At 46.7% G+C, this 13,015-nt stretch carries 9 protein-coding genes; 2 read left to right on the top strand and 7 right to left on the bottom strand.

Annotated elements, in window-relative coordinates:
* Positions 1-49: 49 nt before the first annotated feature.
* The 5 genes from AC58UX_RS03715 to AC58UX_RS03695 all read right to left on the bottom strand — a co-directional run bounded on the left by AC58UX_RS03715 (position 50) and on the right by AC58UX_RS03695 (position 6,934).
* On the bottom strand, positions 50-2,263 hold the full coding sequence (locus tag AC58UX_RS03715; RefSeq protein WP_497249742.1) for a sugar-binding protein: 2,214 nt from the start codon (positions 2,261-2,263) through the stop codon (positions 50-52).
* A gap of 201 nt (positions 2,264-2,464) precedes the next feature.
* On the bottom strand, positions 2,465-3,925 hold the full coding sequence (locus tag AC58UX_RS03710; protein WP_497249741.1) for an RICIN domain-containing protein: 1,461 nt from the start codon (positions 3,923-3,925) through the stop codon (positions 2,465-2,467).
* A 292-nt stretch (positions 3,926-4,217) separates the two neighbouring features.
* Positions 4,218-5,462 (bottom strand): MFS transporter, encoded by a 1,245-nt coding sequence (locus AC58UX_RS03705; RefSeq protein WP_497249740.1) that lies wholly within the window; start codon positions 5,460-5,462, stop codon positions 4,218-4,220.
* Between the two features lie 17 nt (positions 5,463-5,479).
* The gene (locus tag AC58UX_RS03700) at positions 5,480-5,905 is read right to left on the bottom strand and encodes a MerR family transcriptional regulator (protein WP_497249739.1); all 426 of its coding nucleotides are present in this window, start codon (positions 5,903-5,905) and stop codon (positions 5,480-5,482) included.
* 141 nt (positions 5,906-6,046) lie between these two features.
* Positions 6,047-6,934: a LysR family transcriptional regulator gene (locus tag AC58UX_RS03695; RefSeq protein WP_497249738.1), complete on the bottom strand. Its 888-nt coding sequence runs from the start codon at positions 6,932-6,934 to the stop codon at positions 6,047-6,049.
* 128 nt (positions 6,935-7,062) lie between these two features.
* Here AC58UX_RS03695 and AC58UX_RS03690 point away from each other — a divergent pair, with 128 nt between their 5' ends.
* Positions 7,063-8,106, top strand: a complete 1,044-nt coding sequence (locus AC58UX_RS03690; RefSeq protein WP_497249737.1) for a zinc-dependent alcohol dehydrogenase family protein — start codon at positions 7,063-7,065, stop codon at positions 8,104-8,106.
* A gap of 21 nt (positions 8,107-8,127) precedes the next feature.
* A complete protein-coding gene (locus AC58UX_RS03685; RefSeq protein ID WP_497249736.1) occupies positions 8,128-9,582 on the top strand; it encodes an aldehyde dehydrogenase family protein in 1,455 nt (484 codons plus the stop codon).
* A gap of 54 nt (positions 9,583-9,636) precedes the next feature.
* Here AC58UX_RS03685 and AC58UX_RS03680 read toward each other — a convergent pair whose 3' ends face one another.
* Positions 9,637-10,629 carry an HD-GYP domain-containing protein gene (locus tag AC58UX_RS03680; RefSeq protein WP_497249735.1) on the bottom strand — a complete coding sequence of 331 codons (993 nt, stop codon included), beginning with the start codon at positions 10,627-10,629 and terminating at the stop codon, positions 9,637-9,639.
* 178 nt (positions 10,630-10,807) lie between these two features.
* Positions 10,808-13,000 (bottom strand): hypothetical protein, encoded by a 2,193-nt coding sequence (locus tag AC58UX_RS03675; protein WP_497249734.1) that lies wholly within the window; start codon positions 12,998-13,000, stop codon positions 10,808-10,810.
* Positions 13,001-13,015 lie beyond the last annotated feature (15 nt).

The raw sequence follows: 13,015 nt of genomic DNA, 5'->3' as shown, positions 1-13,015 counted from the left end.
AGAGGCTAGCTCAAAGGTTATCAACCTCGAGCTAGCCCCTTTTTATGTATTATTTTTTCGGCGCTGCAAGCTTCACTTCATTGTAAACCTTCGTATCGGCCCAATATGGAAGATTCTTATCTACCCAGGTAACAAATGCATTACGCACACCGTCGCCGTTCGAATCATCATTGGCGCTTGCATTAAATCCAATAATGGTGCCAGCTGCAGGCTTCAGCTCTCTGTAAGGTACGGCAAACTCAACGATATAGCCGCCTTCAACCTCTTTTACAGCACTTGTGACATTCGATAAATTCAAGCCTTTCATGGACGTTGTTACCGCATTCTTCAGATCCACGCGCATCTGGTAGTCGCCCACCGTTTTGGCGCCGTTCTTCTTGTTGAGCTCATCCACCCATACTTCAACGGAGTCGTTCTTCTCATTGGCAGCTACGGCAAAAGGCGTGCTATCCTTCATCTCAAATAAGTAATACAATGCTTTCTCATCCCATGCAATTCTAGCTGTTCCGGTAGTTCCAGTAGCAGCCGTATTCATTTGCAGGACGCTTGCGTCTTTCCATATTGAATCGATGACACCATCCATCGTAGGTGTACCGTATGCGGCTACACTGCTTGTTCCAGTGCCACCATTACTGCCGCCTTCATTCGTAAAATCACTAACAATTCGCTTATCGCTGGATTCATTCGCATAAACCGCTTTGCCTGACTTGGTTACCTTATTTCCTGCAATGTTAATATCGCCAATGATCGTTTTTACAATCAATATGCCGTAATTTTTCGGATTGATAATGGTATTGTTTTTAAACTGCACGCCTTTAATTTCAAAAGTACCCGCAATCAGAACACCATTATCATGCGAATCGGTGAACGTATTATTTTCAATCAAAACGTTAACTAGACTTGGATTTTTGTTCGTTGCTGTGATATTTAGACCGCCTTGTGTTGGACTTCCGCCATCTCGACTGTCATTGGAAACCGTGTTATTGCGTACAATGGTATCTTTCACCGCATACGTCTTGTAATTGCCTTCGGAACTCAGGTAAATGCCAGCGCCATCGATATCGGACACTTTATTATTCTCAACAAGCACATTTTCCCCACCTGAAACTGTTAGCCCTCTCGCTTCGCCGTCAGAGACGTTGTTGTTTCGAATTGTGACGTTCTTGACCCAGCCGCCAAACTTTTCGTAGGAAACGACTGCAATGAAATCGTCCCCGACACGGTTGACGGTATTGTTCTCAACGAGAATCTCGCTGGATAAGGCTGTAATGTGAATGCCGTCTGCCAGCATGTTTTTAACTGTATTTCCACTGATAACCCCATTCGTTCCCGCATTGAAAAAGCCTACGGAAGAGCCGCCGTCAATCACAATGTTGGTGATGGAATAGTTCTTCGCATCCGGACCTACGCGCACCCGAGCCGAATCATCGTTGGTCAATCGAACAGAAGCTGGCACTGAAGTCAGCTTGACTGCGCTTAAATCTGTACCATCCCCAGTCAAGATAATAGCTTGCAGTTTAAGATCCATGCTTTTGAGGATCGATGTCTCACCATCGCCGGTCAGATCGACAGCATCCAGCGAAAGCAAGCCATTCAAATTGAACTCGCCGCTAGGCACGTAAACGCCTTTGCCCTTCGCTTTAGCCGCTTCTACAGCAAGCTTGATCGCTGGCAAATCATCTTTACCATCATTCGGGATGGCCCCAAAGTCTAAGATGGACAAGCCATTCAACGGTGCTGCAGCCCGATTCACTACGAGAACCGCTTCAGCTCGTTTAATAGGATCAAGAGGTTTCAGCGTATTATCTACGGCATTCCCAATTAATATGCGACGAGCAACGGTCATATTTACCGCATCCTTCGCCCAAGCCGCTATGGAACTGCCATCAGAGAACTGAGCTGGTGCACTTGGAGCTTGGGATAAGCCTCTCGCTCTAGCGATCATCACAGCAGCTTCCTGGCGGCTGATGGATTTACTCGCTCCAAAGGTACCGTCCTCGTATCCCTGAATGTATCCAGCTTTCACCGCTTTGGCTACTTCGTCATAGTTGGCACTACCCGGGGCTACATCACGGAATGAAATACTCGCTTTTTCCGTAAATCCGAAAGTGCGATTCATCAAAGTGACGAATTCCGATCTGGAAATAGGTTGCTCGGTTGATGCAGCGGAACCCCCGGCTGCGCTAGCAGTCCCCACTGATGTGACTAGCATGCTGGCTAGCGTCATACATGACATCCATTTTACGAATAGCGTACGTTTCATTCTGATTTCCTCCTACTAATTGATTGCATCTAGTGATGAATGCGCTTTCCCAATTGTATTGTAACAACGTTGCTTATCCCTTTATATCCGACGCTTCTACAACCGATGTGTACATTTCTATGAAGTCGTGCACAATTTCTGCTTGATGAAAAATTAAAAACGAGGCCAGAGATCGCTCCCTGCCTCGCTTCACGTTCCGATTTAGTTAATCGTCCACTGCTGATTATTACCGCCATTCCACGTATATTGAATGTTCTGACCGCCATCCGCTGTAGAGCTTCCACTGATGTCCATAAACTTACGGCTATTGCGATTCTCGATGGCATAATAGCCATTTCCGAGATCAACCAGCAGCCATTCTTGATTTTTCCCGCCATTGCTTGCATATTGAATGTTCGTGGCGCCATCTGCCGTGGATTGACCGTTGATATCCATGTATTTGCCGCTTTGTTTATTGATGATGCTGTAGTAGCCGTTGGCTTTTTTCACGAGCTGCCATCTTTGGTAAAGCGCCGTCGTATCCGTAAATTGCTGGATTGGCGCTGCACTGAGATTTTTATCCGTTCCACTAACAGCCAGTGACTTGTTGCTATTTCGGTTGAGAATCTTATAATTCGTTGTGGTGTTAAAACTGTAATTGGATCCGGAAACGGTGCCAGTCGCTGTATCGATCGTTATTTTATCATAATAGGTTAGACTCATGGACGTATTCGAAGGGAACGAGATCGGCAGGAATACGTACCTCGAGTCATTCACGATGCCTCCCCACGCACCAGCCCAACGATCCCCGATGTAGAGATACGATGTGGTCGATGTGCCTTGAACAGGGAGAATGTACGCTGGCTGTGAATCAAAGGACGTACCGTCTCCGACATTGCTCAATGCGCTCCATGTGCCTGCAATGCTCGTTGCCGTCCCATACTTCATTTGATTCGGCGCCCAGCCGGTTGCTCCGGATGTCACGAGGAAGTAGACGCCATTTCTTTTAAACATCGCTGCCGCTTCCCGTTGAGCTCCCACCCATACCTTCTGAACCAAGGACGCAATGGATCGATAATCCGAAGAAAGCTTGTAGATATGCGTATCTAAGTTCTCTCTTGCAGAAGAAATGAAGTAGGCTGAACCATCGTCATCCACAAACAAGGTATCATCTCGAGACATATACTGACCTTGCGGCTGGAAGCTTCCTTGCCAAGTGTAGTTGCCATCCACCGTGGAGGAATAGGCTACTGCAGCTCTTGCTTCACTGTAATCAACGCCATTCTCTTTATGCATCCACATGACGAATTGACCTGTAGAAGCATTGTAAATAACTTTAGGCCGCTCAATATTCGCAGTTGCTAACTCAGGAGCTGACGAATGTTTGAGTACATTATTGCGGAACTCCCATGTTTTAAGATCCGTTGAGCGGTAGCATGCGACTAGATTATCACCGCTTCTGTTCTCGCCGAACCAGTAGTAATACGAGCCTACTTTAATGATGCCTCCGCCATGTGCTTGCAAGAGATTACCTGCACTATCTTTTATTTGAACGCCATTACTCGGGATGGTAACACTTGCTGCTTCTGCCTTTTGTGTAGTTAGAAACAAGGACACGAATAATGCAATGATTAAACCGATAATCAGTAATTTTCTTGTGTTTCCAATTGAATTTACGTACACGGCTCTCATCCTTTCGTCCTAATGTGGGACAAGCGGTGATTCGTTTTCGGCATGCCATCTACTTGATTCATGTCTTCCTTAAGCTCACCTCCTCTTGGGCTATCTGAGGTTAATGCTATCGGTTTTAGAGGCAGGTTCATAGTGAATAATTACAAGTTCTATGAACTAATTGGTCATTCGGATTAGCCACTTTCATCACATTCCTGAACTTTTTGCTTGTCCTTTTATGAAAATGTTCCAAAACAACAAAAAAGGAGCCGCGCTGAATAGCGGACTCCCCTATATTTAAACTTTAATGCGCACTCTCAACCTCATCCACATGTTTCAAATGCTTGCGATTCATCCATAAATAGATGACAGCCACAACTACACACGCACCGCCGACGATAAACGGCATTTGCGGATTAAACCACTCCGCCAGCTTACCTGCCAGGAACGGAGCGATTGCCCCTCCGATGAAACGCAAGAAGCTGTAAGCGGCTGAAGCAGTTGGCCGTTCTACAGGCGCAGCATTCATAACCGCAGTCGTGATCAACGTATTGTTATTGCCAAGAAAAGCTCCGGCAACGATAACGCAGATAATAATAACAGTTTTGTCCGTCGTCCAGTTCGCCATAACAAATAAGGTTACCGCGAATAAAAGTAATTGCACGCACATCGACGACACGGTACCAAAACGTTTCTGCAGCTTTGGCGCTGTAAAGACAGATGTAAAGGCAAGCATAAGTCCCCAGCCTAAGAAAACATACCCAAGTTGATGCTCATCTAATCCTAGCTTGCCTAAGACTAATGCAGCATATACAAGTAAGGTGAAAAAGCCAAAGTTATACAGAAACGCTGCAATTCCGAATGTACGAAGGGCTTTGAATTTCAAAGCGCGGAACGGATCCGCTAATGAAGCTTTGGATTTACGAATTGTTGTTTGCGGTTTGGGCATAATAAACAAAATCATAAAGAAGGCAATGACCATGAGACCGGCTACGCCGAAGAATGGACCTCTCCAGGAGATAGCACCAAGTTCCCCTCCTAATAAAGGGCCAACGGAGATCCCAAGACCGACGGCTACTTCGAACAAAATGATGGAACGTGCTACTCCTGTCTTGGATAAGGATACGATTGCGGACAATGCCGTTGCGACGAATAGCGCGTTTCCAAGTCCCCAACCTCCACGCAACCAAACCAGACTCCAGATACCATTGGACATCCCACCTAAAGCAGAGAAGAGAGCAATGATAATAATACCTGTGAGCAGTGTTTTTTTGATGCCGAGACGAGACGAAACGACGCCCGTGATTAACATCGCGATAGCCATAACTGCGTTATAGCTCGTGAATAGCAAGGTGACATCGCTATGTGATGCATGTAGTTTTTTAGCGATAGCAGGCAAGATCGGATCTACAAGACCTAGACCCATGAAAGCGATAATACTAGCGAAAACGACCGCCCATACCGCTTTCGGTTGACTAAACATACTAACTTTCTGTACATTCTGATGCTGTGCGGCCGTATTGGCCTTACTCGTAGCTGTTGGTTGCATGTTCCAGAAGACTCCTTTTATGTTGTCATTTTAGTAATTCCATCATTAATTCGTTTTTGCATGTATTCAATTTCCTTGCGGAATTCCGCCATTTTGTTGAGTTTCTGATCTACCATCGCCATCTGTTGGTCGACCATGACCTTCATTTCATGCAGCTGCCGCAGCTTCTCTTCTGCTGCCTCGGTTTTCCAATACACTTGCTTCTGTTCGTCCATTTTCTCTCGAATGGCCACGAAATCTTGGATTTCCGTGAGTGAAAAGCCCAGCACATCACGGGCATTCACGATTTGGTTCAATCTTTCGATATGTTTGCGGGTGTATAAGCGCATGCCTCCTTCACTACGTTCTGGAGGGAATAATACACCGATTTCCTCGTAGTAACGGATCGTACGCTTAGTTAATCCACTCTCTTTAGCAACATCATCAATTTTGAATTTATCCATTTGAACACTCCCATCAAAATAGTTTGCCTCTCGATGTGATTATCATAATCCGAATGAACGTTAACGTCAACGTTAACTTTTACACAGCCACGCACGTCCAGATTTACAGACTTATTATGCGTAGCTACTCGCTTTCTATGCCTATTGCGCCTCGATATTCCTGAAATAGGCGATAACGAATTGGCGGAACCGCTCTGCCGCGAGGGATAAATAATGCTTCCTTGACCAAGCAATTCCTGTTGTGACTACACAGCCGGAGTCGGTAATCCGCAATCGATGGGGCAAAAAATGTGCTCGTTTTTGCCAGGCCAGCTCAGGTGCGAACATGATACCTAGCCCTTTTCTCAATAACAACACAGATGCATCTGACTCATCCACTTCAAGCATCGTATTTGGTGTAAAACCAGCTTGCTTACACAAGTTGTCCGTCAAGTTGCGAAACCAATACCCCGTTCGCAACCCGATGAACGTTTCGTCCTTCAGCTCAATCAAAGAGACACTTTCTCTGCCTGCCAGCGGATGGTTATCAGGTACGACAACATAAAATTCTTCAGTTCTCAACGGTGTCCACGCCATATCCGCTCCCTCAACTGGTGCGGTCGTGATGCTTAGATCGATCTCCCCGTCTTCTAACATGCGCTTGATAGCCGCGGTTGGTTCCAGTAATTGCCGAACATGCACATTCGGATACAGCTGCAAAAAATCCCCAAGCAACTCAGGCAGGATGCTCGTAAGCGATGCTGCTAGCGTGATACTCCCTCGCTCCAAACCCGCCATATCTCGAATTTCTCTTTTGCCTTCTTCTAATTCCCGAAAAATTCTGTCCACCCGGGTAAGAAACACTTTTCCGAATTGATTTAACCGGATATTACGTCCTTGCCGATTGAAAAGCGGCGCGCCGAGATCCTCTTCCAATCTGGAAATCGTTTTACTGAGCGAGGGCTGTGCGATTTTGAGTACCTCTGCGGCTTTGGTCATATGTTCTAATCTGGCAACCGTCTGAAAATAGTGAAGTTGAAGCAGTTCCATACATGTACCTCCTTTTTATATAGACCAAAAGCTATAAACTCATAATTTATTATGTATTATACATTATCAATTTGTATTTCTATAATGAGGACGAAGTCCAAACAACACCAACTTAGGAGATGATCCTTATGAAAGCAGCAGTACTAGAAGCATTTAACGAACCTTTGGTTGTCAAACAAGTCGCTGATCCGACACTAACACCGGACGGCGTTATTTTAAAATTGGAAGCGACAGGCATTTGCCGAAGTGATTTGCACGGGTGGCATGGAGGGCTTAGCGCTATTAAAACTTTCCCACATATCCTCGGTCACGAAATGAGCGGCATTGTGCAAGAAGTCGGTTCAAATATTCGCAATTTCAAAAAAGGCGACCGCGTCATCGTGCCATTTAATCAAGGCGACGGCATATGCCCGCATTGCCAATCAGGGCACCACAACCTGTGTGACAATTTGAAAATGGTCGGCTTTCATTTTGACGGCGGCTTCGCAGAATACATCCACATTCCCAACGCGGATTTGAACCTGCTCCACCTGCCAGAAAGCATCGATTTCCTTACCGCAAGCGCTATGGGCTGCCGGTTCATGACCGCTTTCCACGGCGTTGTTGCTCGTGGCCAAGTACGTCCGGGCGAATGGGTAGCCGTATTTGGCTCCGGCGGCGTTGGCTTATCCGCCATCCAAATCGCGACCGCAGCAGGCGCGAATGTCATTGCGGTGGATATCGCCGATGATAAGCTCCAATTCGCTAAGCAAATGGGAGCCGTTGCGACGGTGAACAGCAAAGAAGTGAACGCACAGAAAGCGATCATGGAAATTACCAAAGGCGGTGCCAACCTATCGATCGAAGCCCTTGGCATCCAAGACACATTCGTCAACTCGATCATGAGCTTAGGTAAACGCGGCCGTCACCTTCAGCTTGGCGTAAGCAACAACCCGCAAGGCGGAATGACGCCTGTTCCGGTAAATTTATTGCTGCTCAAAGAGCTTACACTTGTCGGTTCAGCTGGTATGCCTGTTCCAGAGTACCGCGAAATGCTCCAAATGGTGGAAAGCGGCAAATTGGCACCAGGCAAGCTGGTTACGAAAGAAATCGCACTTGACGATATTAACACTGCGTTCCAAGAAATGAGCAACTATGCTGGTGTTGGCGTAACGGTCATCACCAAATACTAACAAGGGGGTTCTCCCAGGATTATGTCTGATAAATATAATAAACAATATATAAACGGCGTTTGGCGCGACGGTTCCAGCGAAACCATATATGAAAGCTTGAATCCATATAATAACGAAGTCGTTACACGCATCAAACTTGCCAATCGTGATGACATTGATGAAGCTTACTCGTCTGCCAAGCAAGCACAGAAACTGTGGGCAAAATCCACTGCAGAAGAACGCAAGAATGTGCTTAAACGCGCCACACAACTGCTGCAAGAAAGAAAAGATGAGATTGTCAGCATGATGGTGAAGGAATCCGGAAGCTCTGTTACCAAGTCAGTAGCCGAATTCATGGCTTCTGTCGGCTCTATAATGGCTGCCATCAATTACGTCGACGCGATGTATGTCCCCCATGTGTTTCCTTCCCCCCTGCCTGGGAAGGAAAATCATGTTTATCGTTTCCCAGTTGGTGTCATCGGAACCATCAATGCATTTAACTTCCCTTTGTATATGGCCATGCGAGTTGTCGCGCCAGCCATCGCCGCGGGTGATGCTGTCGTCTTAAAACCAGACTCGCAAACCTACATCACAGGTGGTCCTATTGTGGCCGATATTTTCGAGCAAGCGGGGCTTCCGAAAGGTGTTCTCAATGTTGTCGGCTACGACATCGCAGAAGTTGGCGATTACATGATCGAACACCCTGTACCGCGCATTATCTCGTTTACAGGTTCCACCGGTGTGGGCCGCCATATCGGCGAGCTTTGCGGCAAACATCTCAAGCGCGCCTCGCTCGAGCTCGGCGGCAACAATCCGTTCGTTGTGCTTGAGGATGCTGATTTAGATCAAGCCATTAACGCTGCTGTATTCAGCAAATTACTGAACTCAGGACAAGTATGTGTCTGTACGAATCGCTTCTTCGTACATCGTAAACATTACGAAGAGTTCGTTACACGCTTGGCTGAGCGATTACAACAAGTGCCTTACGGCGACCCGTCTGATCCTAAGGTCATCGTTGGCCCCCTTATTAACGAAAAGCAAATCGAGAAAGTACTTGGTCTCGCCGAGCTCGCTAAACAAGAAGGCGCCCGTCTCGTCTTGGAAGGACAGCGAATTGGCAACATTGTCACGCCATTCGTATTCGCCGACGTTAAGCCGGATTCCAAGTTGGCGCAAACCGAGATTTTTGGCCCGATCGCTTCCATTATTCCGTTCGACACGGAAGAAGAAGCGCTCACTTGGGCTAACGATACCGAATACGGTTTATCCAGTGCAGTGTTCACGAATAACCTCGACAAAGGCATGAACTTCGCTCGTTCCATCGAAAGCGGCATGACCCATGTGAATGACACGACCATCAACATGGACATGAACGCACCGTTCGGCGGCGAGAAATCCTCGGGCATCGGCCATTACGGCGGTGAGCTCGGTTTCGAAGAATTTACGACGAGCAAGTGGGTCTCCGTTCAAAGGGAGCCTCGTGTATTTCCGTTTTAAATGACAAAAAGCATGCAGCATCAATTGATCATTAATTGATGCTGCATGCTTTTGTTATGATGGCTGGGCAGCTACTATCACACTCTCAATTAAAACCGAGTGATGCTCAGCTAAATTTAGCAACTCTTGGGTAGCTTCATATCGAATAATCGGCCGTTGCATATGTGTGGTAATTGCCGTTACAATCGCGGATTGACCATCTTTCATCCGAACTCGAACACCGGGCATATAGGCAGGGACTGCTAGTACGAAGGCTTGAATGACGCTATGTGAATACGATTTATCCGATAACGACATAAACAATTCCACGATTTCATGCGGAGGTATGCTCATTTCAGATAGCTTATTTTGATACTGATTGGCAAGCCCGCAAATTTGCGCCATCTCCAGAAAAGCTTCCCCTTGAATCCCTCTAGGAAAGCCCGATCCGTCGCGTAATTCATGATGCTGGAAGGCCACATGCGCCGACATCAAATTGATCTCCCGATGTTTCTTCATCAACTGGAAGCCAGCTTCCGGATGTTGGGCATAATTCGGTTGGATCGCTTTTCCAAAATCATGGAGCAAACACCCTACGGCTAGATCGCGAAGCTGCAAGGCTGTGTAACCCATCGCTTTGCCAATGAGAAGTGACCAGATCGTAACGTTAACAGCATGTGCAAAAGGTGTAAGTTCTTCTGCTACCGTAGCTGCAGGGATAGGAAGTAATATATGATTATTGGACAACTCATCCAACAATTTGCCTGCTATCTGAAATATGGGCCTTGGCTCAATATCCTTTTTTAGTTGCGTATGCTTGAAACAGTTCTGCACGCCCTGCACCAAGTCCATCCAAGTCGGCATATCCATTAAATCGTCTAATGAAATGCCAGCAGATAATTCGTCTTCGATCACGAGCATGCGAATCCCCATTGATCGTAGTCTATTAATAATCGTCGGATGAATGGTCCTTCCCTCTGCCAGAAGTACCCTGCCAAAGTTATCGTAAACAGGCTCTGCGAGTGTCATTTTCTGTTCTTCATATTCGTTAATATGGATAATCCGCATCTATAATCACACTGCTTTCTTCAGCTTAATTTCAGGAAATATAATGTAATCTTATAATGCAAATGTTAGATTTTTTATTTAACTTATGTGAGTTTTACTGTGTTCTGCCTTAATAAATTGCTAATAAATATGGAAGACTCTTAAAAAAAATAAAGCCTTAACCACTTATGAAAAGTGATTAAGACTTCAATTTTAAATAACGATGACTCCATTGTTGGGTAATGATAAAAATCTTCGATGCTTCGGCGCCAATTTCCACTTTAAAATGTAGGTAACCAGCGACTTCAGCAGATGGCAGAATAATCTGATCATCATCGATATTTAACAGGTGATACTGACCTTCTTCTAAACCAAAATGTGCTCTATTCACTCGCAGATCGGCGGTTCTTGGCGTGCGGGAATCCCCGATAATGCCGGTTTCTAGATTGCCAAGCAGGATATGGACGACGCCATTGCTCCTCCAAAAATGAACGGTATACGGCTGCGCAAACTGTGGTGACCGGACATGCGATAATTGCCGTTCGGTAGACGCTTCGATTAGAAGTCGGCTTACTACGGCGTATGGCGATAGATCCCCCAGTTGATGCTGCGATAAATGCGTTTTATCGGGCTCTCGCAAATCTTGCGGTTGCCAATATATCGCATGATGAGCATGGCTCTTCACCACGATCGGCGTTTGATCTGTTTCGTAAATCACGTTTCCATTTGCCACTTGAACAGGTTGAAAAGCAGGAAGATGGATCGTACCAGCAGAAGCCATATCCTCTTCATGTCTAACACGATGGTTTCCCTTATAAAAGCCTCGCTTCGCAAGGGAATCTTTCAAGGATACGCCGGCAAACTGGAGGATGTCCGGGTCAATTTGGTCGGCTCTGCCAATCACGACAAGGGGAACCCCCTCTTCATTCCATTTGCCAAGGTGTCCCTTCTCCTCAGGAGACAACTGACCTGGTACCTGCAGCAAGCATGCTTCAGGTTCCGTGATGTCCCCAAGCCATTCCATACGGGATGCGCTGAGGCACGGAACTCCCCATTTCATCAACATGGCGGCCTGATCGTCAATCCATTCGCTGCAGTTACTGTCCGTTTGTGTGGCAGACAACCATTCCATCATTTTGCGGTTATAGACGAGTGTTGGGCCATACACATGCTCTAAACGAGAAGCGCTTCTTTGTGCCGCATTTAGCTGAGTAACTATAAATTGGATGTCCTTTTCACTCAGCAAATTTGCTTCTCTATTATTCGCCCATGACATATAGGAGCCATCAGGAACCCGAATGCCATCAGGTGTCTGGACAGCTGCATGTGAAAATGCCCAAATCGCCCAACGCAGCTTCTCTGGCACTTGATGCAGCGTATCCCAAGGCTCCCACGCATCCCAAGTTTCGATCAGGTGATAGTGCTTGCATGGAGTAGGCCGCTTCCTGTTTCCGCCTTCGATCACCGCGCGATGGGTAAGTAAATTCGCAAGTTGAAACGTCCATCCCAAGCATTCGAGCCCCCACCAATCCTGCCAGGCACCGCCCCACGTTTGATCAATCCAAATATCGATCGCGCCGTCACTTACTAACGATTCCAAATCCACACAACCTACACGCCACTCCGCAACAGCGCTGATGGCTGAGGAATACCCCATCAGTAGCGCATTTGGATTCCCACGCTTCACTTCCCTGAAAATCTTGATAAAATCCTCCGAATATCGAATCACCTGCTGCGGATCACTTGGCCCTGTTACTCCATATGGCCCCTTGCGGTTGTACACCATCGCCCCAATAAATTGGTCACGCAGGTGAATCGCCGTAAGTCCTAGAAACCGCGATAGGCTCCCCCACTGATCACCTAAAAAGACGGCAAATGACTCTCCTTCAACCAAGCCATCAGGACGTGTAGCGTAAGGATATCTATCTCCTTTTAGCGGAACTCCAGGCAGGAGATTGGGCTGCGGTGATTCATGATCGGCATACATCTCACCATGCCGTTCAAACCAACTGCTTTCAATATCATACAGATCTCCGTGAATAACGAACTGTCCCCATGCGACAAAGAGAACGCCAATATGGAAATCTGAAAGTCCGCGTTCCAAAGCAGAGTGGCGAAGTGCTGCAATTAACTTTTGCAAATCGAGATAGGATTGGCTTGACCACGCTTTCATCAATTGGCTGCGAAATGGAAGAGGCTGCTCTGGACGACCTGTCCATTCCGTCACAAGATCAATCACCCAACCGCAATTGAGAATGATCCCCTTTTCGCCACTAATGCCGTTATAGATTGGATTCACGCGATCCATAAATGCAGCTGCTTGATCCTCTATTGAACTGGGCTGAAACCAGCTTAAATCTACTTCAATCCATCGATCGGTCGTTATCGACATCACATATCCCTACCC

It is taken from the genome of Paenibacillus sp. J22P90, from assembly GCF_059692195.1.
The sequence above is the reverse complement of the archived record's forward strand: the minus strand, read 5'-3'. Positions and strand labels throughout refer to the sequence as shown.

Bases quoted from the DNA above. Each gene is read 5' to 3' on its own strand.
- AC58UX_RS03715 (WP_497249742.1), bottom strand. From the start codon at position 2,263: ATGAAACGTACGCTATTCGTAAAATGGATGTCATGTATGACGCTAGCC.
- AC58UX_RS03705 (WP_497249740.1), bottom strand. From the start codon at position 5,462: ATGCAACCAACAGCTACGAGTAAGGCCAATACGGCCGCACAGCATCAG.
- AC58UX_RS03700 (WP_497249739.1), bottom strand. From the start codon at position 5,905: ATGGATAAATTCAAAATTGATGATGTTGCTAAAGAGAGTGGATTAACT.
- AC58UX_RS03695 (WP_497249738.1), bottom strand. From the start codon at position 6,934: ATGGAACTGCTTCAACTTCACTATTTTCAGACGGTTGCCAGATTAGAA.
- AC58UX_RS03690 (WP_497249737.1), top strand. From the start codon at position 7,063: ATGAAAGCAGCAGTACTAGAAGCATTTAACGAACCTTTGGTTGTCAAA.
- AC58UX_RS03685 (WP_497249736.1), top strand. From the start codon at position 8,128: ATGTCTGATAAATATAATAAACAATATATAAACGGCGTTTGGCGCGAC.
- AC58UX_RS03680 (WP_497249735.1), bottom strand. From the start codon at position 10,629: ATGCGGATTATCCATATTAACGAATATGAAGAACAGAAAATGACACTC.
- AC58UX_RS03675 (WP_497249734.1), bottom strand. From the start codon at position 13,000: ATGTCGATAACGACCGATCGATGGATTGAAGTAGATTTAAGCTGGTTT.